The sequence below is a fragment of the Nonomuraea sp. CX421 genome (assembly GCF_059358955.1).
In genome coordinates, this window is sequence record NZ_JCADBK010000042.1 from 1 (window position 1) to 22581 (window position 22581).

At 68.4% G+C, this 22581-nt stretch carries 22 protein-coding genes, 2 tRNA genes and 1 riboswitch; of the genes, 13 read left to right on the forward strand and 11 right to left on the reverse strand.

Going from position 1 to position 22581, the window contains the following annotated elements:
* Window positions 1-369 precede the first annotated feature (369 nt).
* From AC5L3X_RS38400 to AC5L3X_RS38425, 6 genes are all read right to left on the reverse strand, one after another.
* Complete coding sequence (locus AC5L3X_RS38400) at window positions 370-2934, reverse strand: valine--tRNA ligase (RefSeq protein WP_494863653.1); 2565 nt, start codon at window positions 2932-2934, stop codon at window positions 370-372.
* A 79-nt stretch (window positions 2935-3013) separates the two neighbouring features.
* The gene (gene clpX, locus AC5L3X_RS38405; protein WP_189127653.1) at window positions 3014-4297 is read right to left on the reverse strand and encodes an ATP-dependent Clp protease ATP-binding subunit ClpX; all 1284 of its coding nucleotides are present in this window, start codon (window positions 4295-4297) and stop codon (window positions 3014-3016) included.
* 173 nt (window positions 4298-4470) lie between these two features.
* On the reverse strand, window positions 4471-5094 hold the full coding sequence (locus AC5L3X_RS38410; RefSeq protein ID WP_189127654.1) for an ATP-dependent Clp protease proteolytic subunit: 624 nt from the start codon (window positions 5092-5094) through the stop codon (window positions 4471-4473).
* An 11-nt stretch (window positions 5095-5105) separates the two neighbouring features.
* Window positions 5106-5738 carry a ClpP family protease gene (locus AC5L3X_RS38415; RefSeq protein WP_494863654.1) on the reverse strand — a complete coding sequence of 211 codons (633 nt, stop codon included), beginning with the start codon at window positions 5736-5738 and terminating at the stop codon, window positions 5106-5108.
* A gap of 277 nt (window positions 5739-6015) precedes the next feature.
* A complete protein-coding gene (gene tig, locus AC5L3X_RS38420; RefSeq protein WP_494863655.1) occupies window positions 6016-7386 on the reverse strand; it encodes a trigger factor in 1371 nt (456 codons plus the stop codon).
* Window positions 7387-7554: 168 nt separating this feature from the next.
* On the reverse strand, window positions 7555-8421 hold the full coding sequence (locus AC5L3X_RS38425; protein WP_494863656.1) for a Sco1979 family transcriptional regulator: 867 nt from the start codon (window positions 8419-8421) through the stop codon (window positions 7555-7557).
* A gap of 300 nt (window positions 8422-8721) precedes the next feature.
* Between AC5L3X_RS38425 and AC5L3X_RS38430 the strand changes: the two genes are divergently transcribed.
* The gene (locus AC5L3X_RS38430; protein WP_494863692.1) at window positions 8722-9129 is read left to right on the forward strand and encodes an ATP-binding protein; all 408 of its coding nucleotides are present in this window, start codon (window positions 8722-8724) and stop codon (window positions 9127-9129) included.
* Window positions 9130-9291: 162 nt separating this feature from the next.
* On the opposite strand, the gene AC5L3X_RS38435 is transcribed toward AC5L3X_RS38430, so the two are convergent.
* The gene (locus tag AC5L3X_RS38435; RefSeq protein WP_494863658.1) at window positions 9292-9915 is read right to left on the reverse strand and encodes an NAD(P)-dependent oxidoreductase; all 624 of its coding nucleotides are present in this window, start codon (window positions 9913-9915) and stop codon (window positions 9292-9294) included.
* A 103-nt stretch (window positions 9916-10018) separates the two neighbouring features.
* Here AC5L3X_RS38435 and AC5L3X_RS38440 point away from each other — a divergent pair, with 103 nt between their 5' ends.
* Window positions 10019-10405, forward strand: coding sequence for a winged helix-turn-helix transcriptional regulator (locus AC5L3X_RS38440; RefSeq protein ID WP_494863659.1), 387 nt, complete (start codon window positions 10019-10021; stop codon window positions 10403-10405).
* A gap of 148 nt (window positions 10406-10553) precedes the next feature.
* Here AC5L3X_RS38440 and AC5L3X_RS38445 read toward each other — a convergent pair.
* Window positions 10554-10630, reverse strand: a tRNA-Pro gene (locus tag AC5L3X_RS38445).
* Between the two features lie 88 nt (window positions 10631-10718).
* Between AC5L3X_RS38445 and AC5L3X_RS38450 the strand changes: the two genes are divergently transcribed.
* The 6 genes from AC5L3X_RS38450 to AC5L3X_RS38475 all read left to right on the forward strand — a co-directional run bounded on the left by AC5L3X_RS38450 (window position 10719) and on the right by AC5L3X_RS38475 (window position 14896).
* Window positions 10719-10792, forward strand: a tRNA-Gly gene (locus tag AC5L3X_RS38450).
* A gap of 185 nt (window positions 10793-10977) precedes the next feature.
* Complete coding sequence (locus tag AC5L3X_RS38455) at window positions 10978-12318, forward strand: sensor histidine kinase (protein WP_494863661.1); 1341 nt, start codon at window positions 10978-10980, stop codon at window positions 12316-12318.
* A gap of 24 nt (window positions 12319-12342) precedes the next feature.
* Window positions 12343-12972 (forward strand): nucleoside/nucleotide kinase family protein, encoded by a 630-nt coding sequence (locus AC5L3X_RS38460; protein WP_494863663.1) that lies wholly within the window; start codon window positions 12343-12345, stop codon window positions 12970-12972.
* Between the two features lie 28 nt (window positions 12973-13000).
* The gene (locus AC5L3X_RS38465; RefSeq protein ID WP_494863665.1) at window positions 13001-13261 is read left to right on the forward strand and encodes an LLM class flavin-dependent oxidoreductase; all 261 of its coding nucleotides are present in this window, start codon (window positions 13001-13003) and stop codon (window positions 13259-13261) included.
* A gap of 118 nt (window positions 13262-13379) precedes the next feature.
* Complete coding sequence (locus tag AC5L3X_RS38470; protein ID WP_494863666.1) at window positions 13380-13547, forward strand: hypothetical protein; 168 nt, start codon at window positions 13380-13382, stop codon at window positions 13545-13547.
* 38 nt (window positions 13548-13585) lie between these two features.
* Window positions 13586-14896: a TrpB-like pyridoxal phosphate-dependent enzyme gene (locus tag AC5L3X_RS38475; protein ID WP_189127667.1), complete on the forward strand. Its 1311-nt coding sequence runs from the start codon at window positions 13586-13588 to the stop codon at window positions 14894-14896.
* Between the two features lie 45 nt (window positions 14897-14941).
* Here the strand turns inward: AC5L3X_RS38475 and AC5L3X_RS38480 are convergent, their stop codons facing one another.
* Entirely contained in the window at window positions 14942-15019 is a 78-nt protein-coding gene (locus tag AC5L3X_RS38480; RefSeq protein WP_371252575.1) for a 50S ribosomal protein bL37, read from the reverse strand.
* Window positions 15020-15158: 139 nt separating this feature from the next.
* Here AC5L3X_RS38480 and AC5L3X_RS38485 point away from each other — a divergent pair, with 139 nt between their 5' ends.
* The 5 genes from AC5L3X_RS38485 (at window position 15159) to AC5L3X_RS38505 (ending at window position 20718) form a co-directional block, all read left to right on the forward strand.
* Window positions 15159-15938, forward strand: a complete 780-nt coding sequence (locus AC5L3X_RS38485) for a DeoR/GlpR family DNA-binding transcription regulator (RefSeq protein WP_494863668.1) — start codon at window positions 15159-15161, stop codon at window positions 15936-15938.
* Window positions 15935-17017 (forward strand): galactose-1-phosphate uridylyltransferase, encoded by a 1083-nt coding sequence (gene galT / locus AC5L3X_RS38490; RefSeq protein ID WP_494863669.1) that lies wholly within the window; start codon window positions 15935-15937, stop codon window positions 17015-17017. The genes AC5L3X_RS38485 and galT overlap by 4 nt, the downstream gene beginning before the upstream one ends.
* A gap of 67 nt (window positions 17018-17084) precedes the next feature.
* Window positions 17085-17222: riboswitch (cyclic di-AMP (ydaO/yuaA leader) on the forward strand.
* 4 nt (window positions 17223-17226) lie between these two features.
* Entirely contained in the window at window positions 17227-18180 is a 954-nt protein-coding gene (locus AC5L3X_RS38495) for a coiled-coil domain-containing protein (RefSeq protein WP_494863671.1), read from the forward strand.
* Between the two features lie 374 nt (window positions 18181-18554).
* The gene (locus AC5L3X_RS38500; protein WP_494863672.1) at window positions 18555-20084 is read left to right on the forward strand and encodes a carboxylesterase/lipase family protein; all 1530 of its coding nucleotides are present in this window, start codon (window positions 18555-18557) and stop codon (window positions 20082-20084) included.
* 130 nt (window positions 20085-20214) lie between these two features.
* Window positions 20215-20718 carry an NUDIX domain-containing protein gene (locus AC5L3X_RS38505; protein WP_494863674.1) on the forward strand — a complete coding sequence of 168 codons (504 nt, stop codon included), beginning with the start codon at window positions 20215-20217 and terminating at the stop codon, window positions 20716-20718.
* 87 nt (window positions 20719-20805) lie between these two features.
* Here the strand turns inward: AC5L3X_RS38505 and AC5L3X_RS38510 are convergent, their stop codons facing one another.
* Window positions 20806-21156, reverse strand: a complete 351-nt coding sequence (locus AC5L3X_RS38510; protein ID WP_494863676.1) for an MmcQ/YjbR family DNA-binding protein — start codon at window positions 21154-21156, stop codon at window positions 20806-20808.
* Between the two features lie 5 nt (window positions 21157-21161).
* Window positions 21162-22466, reverse strand: coding sequence for a M50 family metallopeptidase (locus AC5L3X_RS38515; protein ID WP_494863678.1), 1305 nt, complete (start codon window positions 22464-22466; stop codon window positions 21162-21164).
* Window positions 22467-22581: the final 115 nt, after the last annotated feature.

A 22581-nucleotide genomic window follows, 5' to 3' on the forward strand; every position in this document is an offset into this window, starting at 1 on the left:
GTCACATAAATGACGGGGTTGTGCATCATGCACTGGCTTTTAACACACTGTTGAGTTCTCAAGAAACGGACGCGTACTCCCGAACTGCAGGAGGCGTACACTTCGGTCTTGGCTATTCTAGCAGATTTGGGTGATTCTTGTCAAACCGCCCGATCCGGTAGCTTCCGGACCATCGCTGCTTCGAGGCAACCCTGCGAACTTACCCGAACATTTGGCTCATGTCCAACAGATGTTGGAGCATGCCCCACGCCCAGAGATTGATCAGAGGGAGGACAGGGCCAACTGCCCTGCGTTGAAAACTTTACCAGCCTCGGCGGCGTCCAAGGTCCAACTTCGGTAACGAATCAGTCTTCCCCCCGTGCGGATAGCTCAAACGCCCAGGGTGGCCAGCTGGGCCTCGAGCCTCTCGATGTCAGCCGCTGCCGCCTGCGCCCGCCCTCTGACCTTGGCCACCACGTCATCGGGGGCCTTGGACATGAACTGCTCGTTGCCCAGCTTGGCAGCCGACTGCGCGGCCTCCTTGCGAGCGACCGCCAGGTCCTTCTCCAGCCGCTTGCGCTCCGCGGCGACGTCAATGGCGCCCGCGGTGTCGATCTCCACCGTGACTCCTCCCACGCTGAACTGCGCCGTGGCGGAGAAGGCGTCGGACGGCTCGGTGAGCCGTAGCAGCGACCGAGCGGCGCTCTCCTGCGCCGCGAGCGGCGTGCCGGCCAGCCCGAGGCGGGCGGCCACCTTCTGACCCGGCTTCAGCCCCTGATCGGAGCGGAATCTGCGGACCTCGGTCACGAGCTCCTGCAGCGCCTCGATCTCTGACTCGGCCGTGGCGTCGATGTAGCGGGATTCGGGCACCGGCCACGGGGCGACCACGATGGAGTCGCCGCCCGTGACAGCACGCCACAGCTCCTCGGTGACGAAGGGCACCAGCGGATGCATCAGCCGGAGCAGGGTGTCGAGCACGTGCCCGAGAACCAGCCGGGTGTGCTCCAGGCCCTCGCCGAGCTGGATCTTGGCCAGCTCGAGATACCAGTCGCAGACCTCGTCCCACGCGAAGTGGTAGAGCAGATCGGACGCCTTGGCGAACTCGAACTGTTCGAAGGCGTCGTCGGCCGACGAGATCACACTCTGCAGCCGCGACAGGATCCACCGATCGGCGGAGGTCAGCTCAAGCCCGTCGAGAGAGCCGACCGCCGCGCCGTTCATCAGCGCGAACCGGGTGGCGTTCCAGATCTTGTTGCAGAAGTTGCGTGAACCCGCCGCCCACTCCTCGCTGACCGCGACGTCGGCGCCGGGGTTGGCGCCTCGCAGCAGCGTGAAACGGGTGGCATCGGCGCCGAAGCGCTCGATCCAGTCGAGCGGGTCGACCACGTTACCGAACGACTTGGACATCTTCTTGCCGTACTGGTCGCGGACCATGCCGTGCAACGCGACCACGCGGAACGGTGGTTCGCCGTCCATGGCGTACAGGCCGAACATCATCATGCGGGCGACCCAGAAGAACAGAATGTCGTAGCCCGTGACCAGGACGGAGGTCGGGTAGAAACGCGCGAGCTCGGGCGTGTCGTCGGGCCAGCCCAGCGTGGAGAACGGCCATAGGCCCGACGAGAACCAGGTGTCGAGCACGTCTGGGTCCTGCGTGTAGCCCGCCGGGGGCGTCTCGTCGGGGCCCACGCACACGATCTCGCCCTCAGGGCCGTACCAGACCGGGATCCGGTGGCCCCACCACAGCTGCCGCGAGATGCACCAGTCGTGCATGTCGTCGACCCAGTCGAAGTAGCGCTTGGCCAGCTCCGGCGGATGGATGCGGGTGCGGCCGTCGCGCACGGCGTCGCCCGCGGCCTTGGCCAGGGGCGAGACGTTGACGAACCACTGCAGCGAAAGCCTCGGCTCGACCACGGTCTTGCAGCGGGAGCAGTGGCCCACCGAGTGGAGGTAGGGGCGCTTCTCGGCGACGATGCGGCCTTCGGCGCGCAGCGCGGCGACGACCGCCGGCCTCGCCTCGAACCGGTCGAGCCCCTCGAACGGACCGTGGGCGGTGATGACGCCACGCTCGTCCATGACCGTGATCGACGGCAGTGAATGACGGCGCCCGATCTCGAAGTCGTTGGGGTCGTGAGCCGGAGTCACCTTGACCGCACCGGTGCCGAACGCGGGATCGACGTGCTCGTCGGCAACCACCGGGATCATCCGCCCGGTCAGCGGCAGCTCGACGAGCGTGCCGACCAGGTGCGCGTAGCGCTCGTCGGAGGGATGGACGGCGACGGCGGTGTCGCCGAGCATCGTCTCCGCCCGCGTGGTGGCGACCACGATCTCGTCGGAGTAGCGGATCGAGACCAGCTCGCCCTCGTCCTCGCTGTGCTCCACCTCGATGTCGGACAGCGCGGTCAGGCAGCGCGGGCACCAGTTGATGATGCGCTCGGCCCGGTAGACCAGCCCGTCGTCGAAGAGCTTCTTGAAGATCGTGTGGACGGCCCTGGAGAGCCCCTCGTCCATGGTGAATCGCTCGCGCTCCCAGTCGACGCTGTCGCCGAGCTTGCGCATCTGGCCGAGGATCCGGCCGCCGGACTCCTCCTTCCACTCCCACACCCGCTCCACGAACGCCTCACGGCCGAGATCGTGGCGGGACAGGCCCTGCTTGGCGAGCTCGCGCTCCACGACGTTCTGGGTGGCGATGCCGGCATGGTCCATGCCGGGCAGCCAGAGAGTCTCCTGACCGCGCATGCGGGCGCGACGGCTCAGGGCGTCCTGGATGGAATGGTCGAGCGCGTGGCCGATGTGGAGCACGCCCGTCACATTGGGCGGCGGCAGGACGATGCTGTACGGCGCCCGCGAGCTGCCCGGGTCGGCGTGGAAGTAGCCGGCGGACACCCAGCGCTCGTAGCTGCGGGTCTCGACGTCGGCCGGGGTGTATTGGGTGGGCAGCTCTGGCGTTGTCACAGTGACCAATTCTAGGGAAGGGCGAAAGCGAAACGCCCCATGGCGAGTGTCCATGGGGCGCCTGCGTCGGGGGGAGGGATCAGGCGGACTTCTCGCGTGGCGTGCGCTGCTGCTTGGCGGCGAGCTGGTCACGGGGTACGAGGGTCGGGATCGCGTGTTCGAGCACGGACTCGCGGGTGATGACCACGCGGGCGACGTCCTTGCGGGAGGGCACCTCGTACATGACGGACTGGAGCACCTCCTCCAGGATGGCGCGCAACCCGCGGGCGCCGGTGCCGCGCAGAATGGCCTGGTCGGCGATGGCTTCGAGCGCGCCGTCGGTGAACTCCAGCTCCACGCCGTCGAGCTCCAGCAGCTTGCGGTACTGCTTCACCAGCGCGTTGCGGGGCTCGGTGAGGATCTGGATGAGCGCCTCGCGGTCGAGGTTGTGCACCGAGGTGATGACCGGAAGACGGCCGACGAACTCAGGGATCATGCCGAACTTCAGCAGGTCCTCGGGCATCACGTCGCCGAAGATGTCGGCCGTGTCGACCTCTTCCTTCGAGCGGATGATGGCGTTGAAGCCGATGCCCTTCTTGCCGATGCGCGACTCGATGATCTTCTCGAGGCCGGCGAAGGCACCACCGCAGATGAACAGCACATTGGTGGTGTCGATCTGGATGAACTCCTGATGCGGGTGCTTGCGACCGCCCTGCGGCGGCACACTCGCGGTCGTGCCCTCAAGGATCTTCAGCAGCGCCTGCTGCACGCCCTCACCGGAGACGTCGCGAGTGATCGACGGGTTCTCGCTCTTGCGAGCGATCTTGTCCACCTCGTCGATGTAGATGATGCCGGTCTCGGCCTTCTTGACGTCGTAGTCAGCGGCCTGGATGAGCTTGAGCAGGATGTTCTCGACGTCCTCGCCGACGTATCCCGCCTCGGTCAGCGCGGTCGCGTCGGCGATGGCGAAGGGCACGTTGAGCATCTTCGCCAGCGTCTGCGCGAGCAGCGTCTTGCCCGAGCCCGTAGGGCCGAGCAACAGGATGTTGCTCTTGGCCAGCTCCAAGCCGTCGTCTCTGCCCCGGTCACCGGACTGCACCCGCTTGTAGTGGTTGTAGACCGCCACCGAGAGCGCCTTCTTCGCCTTGTCCTGACCGATGACGTAGGCGTCGAGGAACTCGTAGATCTCCCTCGGCTTGGGCAGGTTGTCCCACTTGAGCTCGGAGGACTCGGAAAGCTCCTCCTCGATGATCTCGTTGCAGAGATCGATGCACTCATCGCAGATGTAGACGCCTGGACCGGCAATGAGCTTCTTGACTTGCTTCTGGCTCTTTCCGCAGAACGAGCACTTCAGCAGGTCTCCCCCGTCGCCGATGCGTGCCACCCCAGATACTCCTTTGCGTGGGACCGCCCTGCTCCGCGATCCGTATCCTCCGGACCCGGTCCGAACCGCTCAGGTTTCGACGTTACCGTCTTCTGGGCCCTCAGTGAGCCCCCTGGCGGCGAGTCGCACCGGAACGTGCCCAATTAGGCAGCGCTCCGGTGCGTCACATCTCGTCAGGAAGCAACCGCCTGAGCTCGCTTCTTCCGCGACGGGATGATGTCGTCGATCAGACCATACGCCTTTGCCTCGTCCGCGTTGAGAATTTTGTCGCGTTCGATGTCCTTCCGGACCTCAGCGGCGGTCTTTCCGGAGTGCTTCGCCAGGATCTCCTCGAGGAGGGAGCGCATGCGAAGGATCTCGCGGGCCTGGATCTCGATGTCGCTGCCCTGGCCGCCACCCTCGGTAGAGGGCTGGTGAATCAGCATCCGGGCGTTGGGAAGCGCGAACCGCTTGCCCGGCGTGCCGCCCGCCAGCAGCAGGGCCGCGGCGGAGGCGGCCTGCCCCAGGCAGACGGTCTGGATCTCTGGCCGGACGAACTGCATCGTGTCGTAAATCGCCGTCATGGCGGTGAAGGAGCCACCCGGTGAGTTGATGTAGATGCTGATGTCGCGGTCGGGATCGAGCGACTCCAGCGTGAGCAGCTGGGCCATCACGTCGTTGGCCGACGCGTCGTCGATCTGCACCCCGAGGAAGATGATGCGGTCCTCGAAGAGCTTGTTGTACGGGTTCATCTCCTTCACGCCATACGACGTGCGCTCGACGAAGGAGGGGAGAACGTAACGGCTCTGGATGTTCACTTCAACTCCCCCTAAGAGACAGGACCCTGCGAGGGCACCTGCCGCGCGCTGCGCACGACGTGGTCGATGAAGCCATACCCCTTGGCCTCGTCGGCCGTGAACCAGCGGTCGCGGTCGGAATCTGCCTCGATCTGATCGAGAGGCTGGCCGGTGTGGTAAGCGATGCGCTCGGCCAGCGTCTTCTTCACGTAAAGCATCTGCTCCGCCTGGATGGCGATGTCGGCGGCGGTGCCACCGATGCCCCCGGACGGCTGGTGCATCATGACCCTCGCGTGCGGCAGCCCGTAGCGCTTGCCCCGGGTGCCGGCGGTGAGCAGGAACTGCCCCATCGAGGCCGCCATGCCCATCACAACCGTGGAGACGTCATTCGGCACGTACTCCATCATGTCGTAAATCGCCATGCCCGCACTCACCGAGCCCCCCGGCGAGTTGATGTAGAGCGTGATGTCACGCTCGGGATCGTCGGCCGCGAGCAGCAGCAACTCCGCGCAGATGCGGTTGGCGATCTCGTCGTTCACCTCCTGACCGAGCACGATGATGCGCTCGCGCAGCAGGCGCTGGTAAAGCTGGTCCTCAAGCCGGAAGGACGAGCCGTTCTCACGGCCTCGCGACTCAGGCTGATAGAAGGTCGGCGGGCTGGTCACAGCGTCACCTTCCGATGCGTCGTAATCGATTGGCTTTGCTTGTGACCTTAACGCGCGGCGCACCTAGCTCATGCCCCGTCCGTGGACTGTTCGCTGACGGCGCAGGTGTCGGCAGGGCCCCGGATGGAACCTCCACAGGCCCGCGAACGTCGCGCTCGCGGACGAGCCGGCACAGCCTGTTCGCTGGATGAGGGCACGGACGCGGCGGCCGTTCCTGACATGCCTGAGGCCCTCGAACCGGTCAGGTTCGAGGGCCTCAGGATGTCGTTGGAGGTGCTTACGCCTCGGACTTGTCCTCGGCCGGCTCCTCGGCGGCCTCTTCGCCGTTGATCTCGGCGTAGATGGCCTTGAGGTCGACCTCGTTGCCCTCGGTGTCGACGACCTTGGCGGCGTCGCCGACGACGGACTTGGCCTTGTCGCGGACGATCTCGACCATGGCCAGCGTGAGCTGGTCGTTGTCGGCCAGGTGCTGGGCCAGCTGGTTGGGCTGAACGCCCATCTCCATGGCGCGGCGGACGACGAAGTTGGTCAGCTCCTGCTCGGAGACGCCCAGCTCCTCAGACTTGACGATCTTGTCGAGCACGAAACCGACCTTGATGGCCTTGGTCGAGCCGGACTCGAAGTCGGCGAACCGCTCCTCTTCCGTCGTCTGGTAGAGACGGAAGAACGCGTCACGGCTGAGACCGCTCTCGGCGATCTGGTGGTCGAGGTTGTGCTTGCGCGCGTCGATCTCGGCCTTGAGCGCGCTGTCGGGGATCGGGATCTCGATCTTCTCCAGCAGCGTGTCGAGGGCCTTCTCGCGGGCCTGGACGACCTGGTCGATCAGCTTGTTGCGGCGGGACTGCTCGCGGATGCTCTCCTTGAGCTCGTCGAGCGAGTCGAACTCGCTGGCCATCTGTGCGAACTCGTCGTCGAGCTCGGGGAGGACCTTCTCCTTCACCGTCTTGACGGTGATGATCACGTCGGCCTCCTCGCCGGCGTTCTCGCCACCGACGAGCTCGGTCTTGAAGCTCTTCTCCTCGCCCGCGGACATGCCTTCGAGGGCGGCGTCGAGGCCCTGGAGCACCGAGCCGGCGCCGACCTCGTAGGAGACCTCGCTGGCCTGCTGCTCCTCGATGTTCTTGCCGTCGATCTCGGCCCGCAGGTCCATGACGACGAAATCGCCGGTGGCGGCCGCGCGCTCGACACCGGTCAGCGTGGCGAAGCGCTGGCGCAGTGCGTCGAGCTGGACGTCGATGTCGGCGTCGGAGACCTCGGCGGAGTCGACGGTGATCTCGACGCCCTGGTAGTCGGGAACGTCGAAGCTGGGCCGGATGTCCACCTCGGCGGTGAACTCGATCTGCTCACCGTCTTCGATCTTCGTGACCTCGATGTCAGGCTGGCTGACCGGGAACAAGTCGACCTCGTCGACGGCCTGGCCGTACAGCTTGGGCACCGCGTCGTTGAGGGTCTCCTCCAGCACCACCGCCCGGCCGAAGCGCTGCTCGATGATGCGGGCCGGGACCTTGCCAGGACGGAACCCGGGGACGCGCACCTGCTGCGCGACCTTCTTGTATGCCGCATCCATGCTCGGGCGCAGTTCGTCGAACGGCACCTCGACAGTGAGCTTCACCCGGGTCGGGCTGAGCTCCTCGACAGCGGTCTTCACGGGGTGGTCTCCTTGATCAAGCTTCGAGTGATCGCGGGCGCGTCCATTCGGTACGGCTCACGCGCCGCGCCCACATGAGCGACACTGGGGCATGCTCCGCCTCAGCGGGATCCAAGCGCCGTGCGCCAGTCTAGGGTAGATGCCTACCCGACAGCGACGCGACGAGCCTCAGAACTCTTCAGCGATCGACCGCAGCAACTCGACCGTCTCGTCCGGCGTGGTGCTGACGGCACAGAGCCGCTCCATCACCTCAGTGTACTTGTCGACGTCCTCGCGCTTGTCCAGGTAGAGGGCGCTGGCGAGCTGCTCGACGTAGACCACGTCGGGCAGATCCTGGTCAGGGAAGCGCAGGATGCTGAACGCGCCGCCCTCGGCGCTGTGACCGCCGAAACTGAACGGCATGATCTGGATCGTGATGGCCGGCTGGCGCATCAGCTCCATGAGGTGCTGGATCTGGGCCCGCATGACCTCGACGCCGCCGATCGGGCGGCGCAGCGCGGCCTCGTCGATGACCGCCCAGAAGATCGGCCCGCCGGACCGGTCGAGCACGCGCTGGCGCTCCAGCCGGAGGTCGACCCTGCGGGCGATCTCCTCGGCGCCGATGCCCGCCGCACCCGCCGTGACGACCGCCCTGGCGTACTCCTTGGTCTGCAGCAGGCCGGGGACGAACTGGACCTCGTACGTCCTGATGCGCGCGGCGGCCTCCTCCAGACCGACGTACGCCTGGAACCACGTCGGCAGGACGTCGTTGAACCTGTGCCACCATCCCGGCTCGTTGGCCGTGGCGACCAGGTCGAGCACCGCCGACCGCGCCTGTTTGTCATCCACCCCGTAGAGCGTCAACAGATCTGCCACGTCGCGTTCCTTGAACCCGACACGACCGAGCTCCATGCGACTGATCTTGGATTCGGACCCCCTGATCAGGTGGCCCGCCTCTTCGCGACTTACGCCCTTACCCTCTCTCAGCTTGCGCAGCTGAGAGCCCAGCAGGATACGCAGCGCCGTAGGGCCGGAACCCGGCGGGTTCTGCGTCACTCTGCCTCCTATCAAGGTCCGCACACACAGTGACACCTCTCCGGCGCGTATGACAAGGTCTCAACCTGGTGTCCGATTCGGTTAGCCACATCACTCAACGCGCTTGCTTCTGCACATTGCACCTGCACGTGCATTTGGGTCTTGCAGCGACCCGGAGTCGTGATCCATGATGGTCTAGTGCATATTGGCCAAACATGCACAAATTCGAGGCTATCTGGAGGTATCGGCGGGATGGTGGAGGACCCCTTGGCCACTGCCGATTGCCTGCAGATAACCCGTGAGGTCGGCTTCGAAACCCTCCTGACGGCACGCAAGCCGTACACGACCTCGTGCCCGTTACCTTTCCAGGCCGATTCCGTGAAGACCGCCCGGGACGTGACCCGCTCGACACTACGTGGGTGGGGCCTGCCCGAGCTGGGCGATGACGCCGCGCTGGTCGTGTCGGAGCTGGTGACCAACGCCGTCAGGTACGCGATGTACGCGCGCGGGCGCCGCGAGATCCAGCTGCTGCTGATGCGCGTGAGCCCGCACGTACTACTCGCCGTGGCCGACCCGAGCGACGAGGTGCCGCGGCCGAAGGAGCCCGACTTCATCTCCGAGAACGGACGCGGCCTTTACATCGTCGAGACCTACAGCCAATGCTGGGGCTGGGACGCGCTCGACCGTGGCGGCAAGGCCGTCTGGGCGCTCTTCCGCACCGAATCCTGAGCCGTGTCAGCGGGTTCGCCGACCTTTCCGCAGACCAGCGCGGCGCGGTGCTCCGGCCCTGGGTCGTCAGCAGCAGGTCGTTCACGCCTGGCCGCGGCCGGCCGCCGGTCTCCTGGAAACGACGGATGCGCTCGGCGTCCCAGAGGTCATGGACCTCGGGCCTCACGCCTCCCGGATGCTGACGGCGGCGCGGCGGTGACGAGGGACCTCGATCTCGTCGAGCAGCGCCACCGCGAAGTCCGCGTACGTGATCCTGCTGGCCGGGTCCGCATGGTCGGCGATCCGGTACCGGCCGGTGCGTGTGCCGGCATGGTCGAAGTCGCCCGCCGGCGCGACGTACGCCCAGTCGAGGTCGCATTCCTGAAGCACGGCGAGACCCGCCGCGTGGCCGAGGTAGAAGGCGCGGTACTCGTTGGGGTAACCGGGCTCGTCCATCAGGGGAGCACCCGACGCCCCAGGCATGATCGATGCCAGGCCGACCACCGCCAGCCGGCGCACGCCCGCCTTCACCAGACCGGTGGTCAGGGCGCGAGCCGACGCGGTGAAGAACTCGTGAGGTGACGCGGACAGGTCCACGGCAGCGCTGATGACCGCGTCATGGCCCGCGGACGCATCCGCGACGCTCGTCCCATCCGTGACGTCACCCGCCACCACCCGCACGTCGGTCAGATCGCTGTGACCCGCGGGGTCGCGCACCACTGCGGTGACCCGGTGCCCACGCCGGCGCGCCTCGACGACGGCCTGCTTACCGGCTCTGCCGCCCGCGCCGAAGACCACGATGTTCATGGCGAACCGCCTTTCACCAAGGCCGGATCCCGTCCGCCCGGCCGCTTCGACGGACGCTATCGAGGGCTGCGGTTACCGAGGGGATACCGGCTATCGTGAGGCCATGAGGGAACCGCTGCCCGCCGACATGTTCGACGAGCTGTGCCCGTCCTCGCTCAATCCGATCCGGTTCGGCGACAAGTGGGCGGCCCTCATCATCCGTTGCCTCGAGCACGGGCCGCGCCGGTTCTCCGAGCTGCGCGTGCCACTGAGCCGCGTCACCCCCAAGGTCCTCACACAGTCGCTGCGCTCCCTCGAACGGGACGGTCTGGTCAAACGCACCGTCTATGCCGGCGCCACCCCGCGTGTCGAGTACGAGCTGACCCCGCTCGGCCGTAGCCTGCTCGGGCCGATGGCGAGCGCCTGCGCCTGGGCGCAGGAACACTGGGACGAGTTGCTCGACGCCCGCGAGTCGTACGACGACAGCTCCCGTCTCGGCCGCGCCGGCTGACGCGTCCGCGTCGTCAACGCCAACACCGGAGAACTCCTGCGCGGGCTGATCCTCGATCCCCCGCGACTGCCGGCCTCAGGCGAACCCCGACAAGACGAAACCCTCGAACCCGCAGGTTCGAGGGTTTCCGATGTCCTGGGACATCACATGGTCGGGGCGACAGGATTTGAACCTGCGACTTCTTGCTCCCAAAGCAAGCGCGCTGCCAAGCTGCGCCACGCCCCGTCGCGCCGGTTACGCACGCGCTCCGCTCCTCCGGTACGCTTACGCCCTAACGCCGGATGAAGTCTAGACCAGACTTCGACCGGTTCGCGCGGACGTAGCTCAATGGTAGAGCCCTAGTCTTCCAAACTAGCTACGCGGGTTCGATTCCCGTCGTCCGCTCCACGCGTTAAGGCCCAGGTCAGGGAGACGATCCCAAGCCTGGGCCGCACTATTTTCCGATCGTGGAAGCCTGCGCCGGTGGCCCAGCCGATCTTCGGCGCGGAGCCGCCTGGGTGAGGACGATCGTTGGAGCAAGCTTTCCTGACACCCGACTCAGCGCGTGCGTCGCCATCAGTAGTGTCAGTGGTGTGTTCCGTGTCCGGGCGCGTTCCCTGCGCGGACGTGTCACGCTCTTCGCGATCATCGTAGCGGCGGTGGTGCTGATCCCCATCGGGATCGGCGCTGTCATCCTGACCAGGTCGATGATCCTGAGCAACGCCATCGACGACACCGTACGGGTGGCCGAGCGCGTCGCGGCCCAGGTGGAGCAGGGTACGTTCCCGCAGGGAGCGAACGTCCCGGCACCCCCCTTTCCCGTGAATCTCGTGCAGATCGTCTCGCCGGACGGGCGGATCGTGGCGACCAGCGACGAGGCTAGGACACTGCCGCGGCTGAGCAACCTGATGCCGACTCCGGAGACCCCCGTCCTCAGTGGCCGGTCCTGCTTGCCCGACAGGTGCGTCGTGGTGACCGCCGTGCGGCCGACGATCGCGTCCGGCTCACCCATCATCTATGTCGGGCGCGTCATGCCCGCGGCCTTGGTCACGCATACCCTGGACATCGCGGTGCTGGTCGAGACCGTGGCGCTCATCGGGCTCACCGGGCTCGCGGCGTGGCTGCTGATGGGCAGGGCCCTGCGACCTGTCGCGGTCATGGGTGCGGAGCTCGACCGGGTGAGCGCGAGCGACCTGAGCGCCCGGGTGACGCGGCCGCCGGGCGACGACGAGCTGAGCGCTCTCGCCGAACGGATCAACGGCACGCTGTCCAGGCTCGAACACTCCGCCGAGCAGCAGCGCCAGTTCGTCTCCGACGCCTCCCACGAGCTGCGTACCCCCATCGCGGGGTTGCGGGCGGAGCTGGAGAGCGCCCAGCTGTATCCGGACGACACTGATCTGCGCGAGTTGGTGGACAAGACCCTGCGTGACATCGACCGCCTGGAAATGATCATGTCGGACCTGCTGTTCCTGGCGAGGACAGGAGCGCGGGTGGATGTGGCCTGGGAGCGGCTGGACCTCGCGGAGCTGGTCCGCGAGGTGATGTCCACCCGCAGGGACAGGGTGCCCGTCCGGCTGGACCTCGCCGACGATGTGGCGGTCCACGGCGTGAAAGGGCAGCTGACCAGGGCGTTGACCAATCTGCTTAACAACGCCGAGCGCTACGCGGAGCACTACATCCGCATCGAGGTCAGCCGGAGGAAGGGCAAGGCGGTGATCGCCGTGGAGAACGACGGAATGGAGATCCCCGAAGGGGACCGCGAGCGGATCTTCGAGCCCTTCTCCCGGCTCGACACGGCACGCAGCCGCGAGGCCGGCGGCACGGGGCTCGGCCTGGCCATCGTGAAGAGCGTGGCGGTCGCGCACGCCGGCCACGCGCGGGTCGACGACTTCGCCGGTGGCGCGCGGTTTCTCATCTGCCTGCCCGCGGTCTGATCGGGCCCGGGTAGGGTCCCCTCCGTGCGCGTGCGACCCATCTCTCCCGAGGCGCTGGCGCGGGAGCTGGCCGAGCGGATCGACGGGCGCCCCCGAGGGGCATGGACGCGGGTGGCCGTCGACGGGGCTCCGCCCGCTCATCCCGGGCGGCTGGCCGACGCGCTGGTGGCTCCGCTCAGGCTGCGTGGCCGTCCGGTGCTGCGGGTGTCCGCCGCCGACTTCCTCCGGCCCGCCTCCCTGCGACTGGAGTTCGGCAGGACGGATCCGGACGCCTTCTACGACGACTGGCTGGACACCGGGGCGCTGGTCCGCGAGGTGCTCGCCCCGCTGGAGCCGGGCGGCTCGGGCAGAGTGCTGCCCGCCTTGTGGGACAGCCGGGCGGACCGGGCCTATCGCCTGCCGTACGAGACGCTGCCGCGGGACGGGGTGCTGATGCTCGACGGGACGTTGCTGCTCGGCAGGGGGTTGCCGGTGGAGCTGACCGTGCACCTGTGGCTGTCGGAGGCGGCGCTGGAGCGCGGCACCTCGGACGAGAATCGGTGGCGCCTGCCCGCCTACGCGCGCTACGAACGCGAGGCGCGGCCTCAGGACACCGCCGACGTGGTGATCAGGGCCGACCGTCCGGGCCGCCCCGCGCTCCAGGTTGACGGCTGATTCCCGTCCGGCGGCCTAGGTTGGCCGTATGACTCTCCAGTTCGGCTACTTCCTGGTGCCCGACGCCGCCGACCCGCTGGTCGAGTACGCCCGGCTCGCCGACGAGCTCGGCCTGGACCTGATCGGCGTACAGGATCATCCCTACCAGCGTAGATACGTGGACACCTGGACCCTGCTCAGCGTGATCGCCGCCTCGACCGGGCGGATCCGGGTCTTCCCCGACGTGGCCTGCCTGCCGTTGCGCTCGCCGGCCGTGCTCGCGAAGGCGGCGCCAGCCTCGACGTGCTGAGCGGCGGGCGGGTGGAGCTCGGGCTGGGCGCCGGCGCGTTCTGGGACGCCATCGAGGCGTACGGCGGGACGCGCCGGCCCCCAGGGAGGCGATCGGCTCCCTGGAGGAGGCGGTCGCCGTGATCAGGGCGGTGTGGAGCGGGGAGCGCAACCTGCGCTTCGCGGGTGAGCACTACCACCTGGCGGGGGCCCGGTCGGGGCCCGTGCCGGCGCATCCGATGGAGATCTGGCTCGGCGTGACACGATCTTCGCCGAGGAGGTCGTGCCGGAGGTTCGCCGTCAGGTAGCACTGGAACACGAGGGGTGACCGAGGCAGACTGGTGCGGTGATCCCGAACCACTGGTACAACATCGTTCCAGACCTTCCCGCCCCGCCACCGCCTCCGCTGCATCCGGCCACCCGGGAGCCGGTGGGGCCGGACGATCTCGCACCGCTCTTCCCCATGGAGCTGATCGCGCAGGAGGTGAGCACCGAGCGGTTCGTCGCGATCCCGCAGGAGGTGCTCGACGTCTACCGGCTGTGGCGGCCGACGCCGCTGCTGCGGGCGCGGCGGCTGGAGAAGTCACTGGGCACTCCCGCCAGGATCTACTACAAGTACGAGGGCGGCTCCCCGGCCGGCTCGCACAAGCCCAACACCGCCGTTCCGCAGGCCTATTACAACGCCCGCGAGGGCGTCCGCAAGCTGACCACCGAGACGGGCGCCGGCCAGTGGGGCAGCTCGCTGGCCTTCGCGTGCGCCCAGTTCGGCCTGGAGTGCGAGGTCTGGATGGTGCGGGCCTCCTACGACCAGAAGCCCTACCGCCGCTCGCTCATGCAGGTGTACGGCGCGACGGTGCACGCCAGCCCGTCACCCGTGACGAGTTCGGGCGCCAAGATCCTGGCCGACGACCCCGGCTCGACGGGCAGTCTGGGCATCGCGATCAGTGAGGCCGTCGAGGTGGCGGCGGCGGGCGATGACGTCCGCTACGCGCTCGGCTCCGTGCTCAACCATGTGCTCATGCACCAGACGGTGATCGGCGAGGAGGCGCTCCAGCAGTTGGAGGAGATGCCCGACGTGATCATCGGCTGCACCGGCGGCGGGTCCAATTTCGGCGGCCTCGTCTTCCCCTTCCTGCGCGAGAAGCTGGCCGGGAAGATCAACCCTACGATCCGCGCGGTGGAGCCCGATGCCTGCCCGTCGTTCACCCGGGGCGTCTACGCCTACGACTTCGGTGACACGGCCGGGTTCACGCCGCTGCTGAAGATGCACACGCTCGGCCACGACTTCGTGCCGGATCCGATCCACGCGGGCGGCCTGCGCTATCACGGGATGTCTCCGCTGCTCTCGCACATGTACGAACTGGGCATGTTCGAGGCGGTCAGCAGGTCGCAGAGCGAGTGCTTCGAGGCCGGTGTCCGGTTCGCCCGTACGGAGGGCATCGTGCCGGCGCCGGAGCCGACGCACGCGCTGGCCGAGACCATCGCCGAGGCGCTGCGCTGCAAGGAGACCGGTGAGGCGAAGGTGATCCTGACGGCGCTGTGCGGCCATGGCCACTTCGACCTGGCCGCCTACGACCGCTACCTGTCGGGGGCGATGGAGGACTTCTCGCTGCCCCAGGAGCGCATCGACGAGGCCCTCACGGGGCTGCCGGGTTAGGGTGCCGCCCGTGGTGAGCGCGTCTCGCCACGGGCGACCTGCCGTTCAACGCGCCGTGGGGCGCTTGCCGTGGTTGGCCTTCTTCTTCTTGCGAGCCTTGCCCTTGCGAGCGCGCCTGGCCATGGCCTCTCCTCGGTGATCGAGTGGGATGCGATCTCCAAAGTCTCGCGCCTCCGGGCTCGGCACAAGCGATCCATCGCTCCTAACATTCTTCAACATATCCATGTCATAATTTGGTGGAATCTGTTGGAAGGAGTGGGGCGTGCTCGCACAGCAGCGGCAGCAGACCATCCTTGAGCGCGTACGCGGCAGCGGTGGCGTCCGGGTGGCCGACCTCGTGCGCGAGCTCGGCGTCTCCGACATGACGATCCGCCGCGACCTCGAGGTGCTGGCCGAGCGGGGCCTGCTGGAGAAGGTGCACGGCGGCGCCACGGCCCTCGGCCCCGGCTCCACCGAGGAGCCGGGCTTCACCGCCAAGTCCGCCCGCCAGCAGCGGGAGAAGGACGCCATCGCGCGCCGCGCCGCCGGGCTGGTGCGACCGGGCACCGCCGTGGCGCTCTCGGCGGGCACCACCATCTGGGCGCTGGCCCATCACCTGGTCGGCGTGCCCGAGCTCACGGTCATCACCAACTCGATCCCGGTCGCCGACGTCTTTCATCGCAACCCGCGCGCCGACCGCACGGTCGTGCTCACCGGCGGGGTCCGCACTCCCTCCGACGCGCTGGTGGGGCCCGTGGCCGTGGCCGCGATCCGCCGCCTGCACGTCGACACGCTCTTCCTCGGGGTGCACGGGATGGGGGTGCGCGCCGGGTTCACCACGCCCAACCTGCTCGAATCGGAGACCGACCGGGAGCTGGTGGCCGCGGCGCACCGGCTGGTCGTCCCCGCCGACCACACGAAGTGGAACACCGTCGGCATCAGCACGATCGCCCAGCTGACCGAGGCCGACGTGGTCATCAGCGACGCGGCCCTGCCCGAGGACGCACGTCTTGAGCTGGCCGAGCGGGTCGGCGAGCTGATCATCGCAGAGGATTCGCAGTGAAACGGACCATCACCCACCTGGCCGACGGACGTGAGCTGATCTACTTCGACCGGCGCGACGACGCCGACCGGAGCGCGATCGACCGGCGGCCGCTCGATCCCCGGCCGGTGGCCTCGGAGCTGCGGTACGACCCGCTGACCGAGGAGTGGATCGCGGTGGCGGGGCATCGGCAGACTCGGACGTTCCTGCCTCCGGCTGACGAATGTCCGTTGTGCCCGTCGTCCGGCACGCGGGCCTCAGAGATCCCGGCGCACGACTATGACGTGGTGGTGTTCGAGAACCGCTTCCCCTCCTTCTCCGGAAATTTCGGCGCTTATGAGGATGTGGGCGGGTTGAGTGAGGTTCGCCCGGGGGTGGGGCGGTGCGAGGTGATGTGTTTCACCTCGGACCACTCCTCGTCGTTCTCGCGCCTGTCTCCCTCGCGGGTCGAGCTCGTCATGGAGGCCTGGGCCGACCGTACGGCCGAGCTGTCCGCCCTGGAGGGCGTCGAGCAGGTGTTCTGCTTCGAGAACCGGGGTGAGGAGATCGGCATCACGTTGACGCACCCGCACGGGCAGATCTACGCCTACCCGTACGTCACCCCCCGGACGAAGCTGCAGCTCGGCGCCGCCTCCCGCTACGCGGCCGGGCACGGGGGCGCCAACCTGTTCGCCGACGTGCTGGCCGCCGAGCGCGCCGCGGGGATCCGGGTGGTCGCCTCCAACGAGCTGTGGACCGCCTTCGTGCCGGCCGCCGCCCGCTGGCCGTTCGAGGTGCACGTGTATCCGCACCGGCGGACGCCCGACCTGGCGGCGCTGTCGGAGGAGGAGCGGGCCGCGTTCGCCCCGCTCTACACCTCGGTGCTGCGGGCGCTCGACGGGCTGTTCGACGTCGTCATGCCGTACGTCTCGGCCTGGCACCAGGCGCCCGTACGGCGGGACCGCGAGCTGGCCTACCTGCACCTGGAGCTGTTCAGCATCAGGAGGGCGCCCGGGAAGCTGAAGTTCCTGGCCGGCTCGGAGTCGGCGATGGGCGCGTTCGTCAACGACGTGTCGCCCGAGGAGGCCGCACGGATGCTTCGATCACAGGTAGATCACTAATTGATTTCTACTTAGAGTCGCATGACCTTCGTTTTACTACTAATATCCCTTCTGCACCGGCCATAACTGCCGTTGCGCGCCTAATCCCGGGCGCGTCGCCCGGGAACCGGGGACCCACCGCATCTGGGGTGAATCCACTTCGGTGGTAGGGCGACTCCCATGCCCGAACCCGTCAGCTAACCCGGTCGGCAGAGGGAGAGGACATCTTCGTGGCGGCTGCGCTCCCCACGCGTCTTGCCATCGGCCTCACCGCCGCCGCGGCACTGGCCTTCGGCTCAGCGCCCGCGTCGGCCGCGCCGAAACCCAGCGAGGCCCAGCTCCGGGCCGAGCTGAAGAGCCTGAACAAGAAGGTCGACAAGCTCATCGAGGCCTACAACCTCAAGCGGGTCGAGCTGGCCGAGGCCCGGCAGGCCGCGGCGACCGCCAAGGAACGGCTCGCCACCTCCGAAGAGGCCCTCACGACGGCCGAGAAGCGGGTCGCCGAGATCGCCCGGCTGCGCTACCAGAACGCCGAGCTCTCCCTGCCCAGCGTGCTGCCTCCCAGCAGCGGAGGCGGCGCGGCGGTGCTCGACCAGTTGACCGCCGAGCAGCAGGCCGTCGTCCAGGGCGTGGCCGACGCCCGGGACGAGAAGAAGCAGGCCGCCGAAGCCGCCACCGCGCTCACCGCCAAGGTCAGCGCCGACGCGACCAGCGTCGACCAGCAGCGCGACGAGGCCGAGGACCTCATCAAGGACATCGAGAAGAAGCTCCGGGATCTCATCCCGGTCAGCACCGGCCGGCGTTCCAACGGCACCTGGACACCCGAGCTGCCGTCCGGCTCGGACAACATCACCACCCGTACGCGTGCGATCCGGGCGTTGATCCAGAAGAACTTTGCGCTGCCGTACAGCGTGGGCTGCTTCAGGTCGGGTTCGAGCGGCGAGCATCCGCTGGGGCGCGCCTGCGACTTCATGATGAGCACGGGTGGTTCCATGCCGAGCGCGGCCAACTCGGCGCTCGGCGACCGCATCGCCGAATGGACCCTGCAGAACAGGGCCAAGCTCGGGGTCAAGTACGTGATCTGGAAGCAGCGCATCAACCACGGGTCCGGCTGGAGCGCCATGTCCAACCGGGGCAGCATCACCGAGAACCACTTCGACCACGTACACATCTCGATGCACTGAAGAGGGACGAACGGCATCTGACGCGCCACGCGCACCGACGACGAAGCCGATCGCACCGGTGGCTTCGCGCGCGAGCACCTACTCGACAGGCTGGCTGAGCAGTTGCGGCGCGGGTGTCCTGACCCGGTTCATCAGCCGTGCCGCCACCGAAGGGGACAGCACGCTCCCGCCCTTGGCGGCGGCCCGCGCTCCGTGCAGCAGGTCCTCCCGGGGAGCGTCCTTGAGCAGGTAGCCGATCGCGCCCGCCTCGATCGCCGGAAGGACGAGGGTATCCGGGCCGCCGGGCGGCGGCCCGGCGTTCGGCTAAATGCTTTGCCCGTAGCTGGCGCGCGCTGGGATGCTCGGCCGAGCAGGAACGGAGAGGAGACCGCGAAGTGGCCGTCACCGCGTCCGGCAGGCCGTCCGAGTCCGAGCCGGAAGTCCGCACGACGGCCGGCGTCCTCCGCGGCGGCCGCGAGGCGGGCCTGGCGGTCTTCCGCGGCATCCCGTTCGCCGAGCCGCCGGTCGGCGCCCTCCGTTTCGCCGCGCCACAGCCGCTGCGCGGCTGGGAGGGGGTGCGCCCGGCGGTCGCGTACGGCCCGCCGCCCCCGCAGTCCGGCCTGCTCGGGGCGTCTGAGGGCACCACCGGCGACGACTGGTTGACGGTCAACGTCTGGACACCGGAGCCGGATCCGGCGGCGGGGCTCCCGGTGATGGTGTGGATCCCCGGCGGCGGTTACGCCATGGGCCACTCCAGCCTCCCGGAATACGACGCCGGGCACCTGGCCGGCGGCGGAGCCGTGGTCGTGACCCTCAACTACCGTCTCGGCATCGAGGGTTTCGCGCAGATCGGCGGAGCCCCGGCCAACCGGGGGCTGCTCGACCAGGTCGCGGCCCTGCGGTGGGTGCGGGACAACATCAGGGGGTTCGGCGGCGATCCGGACCGGGTCACGGTCTTCGGGCAGTCGGCGGGCGGCGGATCGGTCGCCGCGTTGCTCGCCATGCCGCGCGCCGCCGGGCTCTTCTCGCGGGCGGTCGCGCAGAGCGTGCCGGGGACGTTCTTCTCCCCCGAGCTGGCCGCCGACATCGCCGCCGCCTGCGCCGCCGAGCTGGGGGTACGGCCCACGGTGTCCGGCCTGTCGGCGGTGGCCCCGGCCCGGCTGCCGGCCGCGGGCGACGCGATCTTCGCCAAGACGGTGCAGTGGCGGGAGCGCTGGGGGCAGATCACCCACCGGCCGATCCCGTTCGCACCGGTCGTCGACGGTGACGTCCTGCCGGTGACCCCTTGGCAGGCGCTGGCTGACGGCGCCGCCCGGAACATCGCGCTTCTCGTCGGGCACACGCGTGACGAGCACCGGTTGTTCAGCCTGATCGACGGCGTGCTCGGCCAGGTCACCCACGCGCAGACCGAGACCGCTCTGCGCATGCTCGCCCCCGGCCCGGACGGTGCGCGCCGATACCGCGAGGCCTTCCCGGCCGCGACCGACGAGGAGTTGTACGAGCTGGTCAACGCGGACTGGTTGTTCCGCATGCCGAGCCTCCACCTCGCCGACGCGCAGATCTCCGGCGGCGGCCAGGCCCACCTCTACGAACTGACCTGGTCCGCCCCGGGATTGGATGGCGCCCCCGGCGCCTGCCATGGCCTGGACGTGCCGCTCGTCTTCGGCAACCTGAGCAGCGGGCAGCCCTCCATGCTGATCGGCGACCCGCCCTCCCCGGCGGCGGAGGAGTTGTCCGCGCGGATCCGCGGGGCGTGGACGGCGTTCGCCGCTCACGGCGACCCGGGCTGGCCTCCGTACGACGCCGACCACCGACTCGCACAGCTCTTCGACACGCCGTCGACGGTCTCCGCCTACCCGGAAGAGACCTCACGGCTGCTGTGGCAGGACCACACCTTCCCGGCGCTCCCGCTGCTCGCGCGGTAAGGGAGCATTCGCACCACTGGAAAGCCTCTCCCCTGAACCCAGAGGACGTTCGCCGCGCAAGCGCCCTGAGGCGCGACGCCATCTTGCGGCTGGGGCCGCGCGTCGCCGAGGGGGCCTCTAGTCTCCCATCATGGCGATCAAGAACTCGCACTGCTCCTACTGCGGTCAGGCGTACACCCCTGACCAGGCATGGCCTCGGACCTGTTCCGGATGCGGCAACACCGGCTATCTCAATCCGCTGCCGGTCGCGGTGATGCTGCTGCCGGTGGACGGCCGCCTGCTGGTGGTGCGCCGTGACGTCGAGCCGGGCCGTGGTGAGCTCGCCCTGCCCGGCGGTTTCATCGACATCGGCGAGTCCTGGCAGCAGGCCGCCGTCCGGGAGCTCCGCGAGGAGACGGGGGTCGTCGTGGACGTGGCTGACGTGCGGCTCTTCGACGTGCTCAGCGCTCCCGACGGCACCGTGCTGATCTTCGCGCTGGGGGCGCGGATCGGCTCGGCCGACCTCCCCCCGATGGCGGCCACGGCCGAGACGACCGGCTGGTCGCTGATCGGCGGGCCTCAGGAGCTGGCTTTCACGCTCCACACCCGGGTCGTGGCGGAGTACTTCGCCCGCGAAACCACCGGACATGGCTGAGCGGAGTGCTTCGCCCGCGAAGCCGCCGAACACGGCTGACGGGAGCGACTTACGGCGGTGGCCGTCAGAGGGCAGGCCACGTGACCGTCAGGGCATGCGGGCGATGAGGGACTTGGGCGCGATCACGCGGTAGGCGTCGGCGACGATCTCCGCGATCTCCGCCCAGTCCACCTCGACGTCGAGATAGACGCCGAGCCAGCCCCGGTGGCCGACGTACGGCGGGCGGAAGAACCGGGCGGGGTCCTCGGCCACCAGCTCCTCCTGCACGCCGGGAGGAGCCGCGCACCAGAAGCCCAGCCGGTCGTCGTGGTGATGGTCTGCGTAGCTGACGAACGTCTTCCTGCCTCTGACGAACCAGGTCGGCTCGCCGTGGCTGAGTCGTTCGGTGGTCTCGGGCAGGGCCAGGCAGAGCCTGCGCAGCTCGTCCAGCGGATCCATCGGCGTCAGCCGGTGAGTCTGAGCGGATTGAACAGGTCGGCGTACACGAGCAGACCGGCCATGATGATCATGACGAAGGCCAGCGCGTAGGTGAGCGGCAGCACCTTGGCGATGTCGACGTAGGCGGGCTCGGGGCGCCGCATGATCCGGGCGTAGCCGCGCTTGAGGCCCTCCCACAGGCCGCCCGCGATGTGGCCGCCGTCGAGCGGCAGCAGCGGGATGAGGTTGAACATGCCGATCGCCAGGTTGAAGCCGGCCAGCAGGTTGACGAAGAAGGCGTACTTCTGGATGCCGGTCATGTCGGAGGCGAGGATCTCGCCGCCCATGCGACCGGCGCCCACGACGCCGACCGGGCCCTCGGGGTCGCGTTCCTGGCCCGAGAAGGCGGCGTGCCACACGCCGACCATCTTCTCCGGCAGCTTGACCAGCGAGACGGCCACCCTGCCGGTCAACTCGCCCATGTAGCCGACCACCTGGCCCATGCTCTGCTTCTGCATGACCTCGGTGGGCATGACGCCGAGGAAGCCGACGTTCTTCTCGATCGTCGCCGGGTCGTCGGGCTTCGGCCGGTCCTGGGTGATGAGCGTGACGTCGAGCGTCATGGGCATGCCGTCGCGCAGGATGCCGATCTTGACGGCGCCGGCGCCGTGTGAGCGGATTTGGCGGGTGGCGTCGTTCCAGGAGGAGACCGGCGAGCCGTTGAAGGAGACGATCTCGTCACCGGGCTTCATGCCCGCCTTGGCGGCTGGGGTGGGCTGGTCGGTGGATTTGCACTCGGTGCGCTGCTCGCCGGCCGGGATCACGCACGTGTGGGTCCGCGGGGACACGATCGGCGCGTAACCGGGCAGACCGATGCCGACCAGCAGGATCGAGAAGAACACGAACGCCAGCACGAAGTTCATCGCCGGGCCGCCGGACATGATGATGACCTTCTGCCACCACTTCTTCCGGTAGAAGACGCGGTCCTCGTCACCGGGCCGGACCTCTTCCTGAGCCACCTCTCGGGCGGTGTCGATCAGGCCCTGGAACGGGCCCGTCGAGGTGCCTCTGAGCTTGGTGGGGTCGTCGCCCGGCCGGGGCGGCAGCATGCCGATCATCCGGATGTAGCCGCCGAGCGGCAGCCACTTGACGCCGTACTCGGTCTCCCCCTTCCGCCACGACCAGGCCGTCGGCCCGAAGCCGACCATGTACTGGGGCACCCGGACGCCGAAGAGCTTGGCCGGCACGAGGTGGCCGATCTCGTGCAGTGCGATGGACACCATCAGCCCGATGAAGAAGATGGCGATCCCCAGGAGGAAGAGCCAGTCCATATACGCGCGCTCCAGGCCGGCGGAAAGGTCTTGACGGAATCAGACTAGTCGAACTCTCCACACCTGGATGGCTTGCGCACCCTTTGCGGAATCGCCAGACTGCGTTGACAGTATG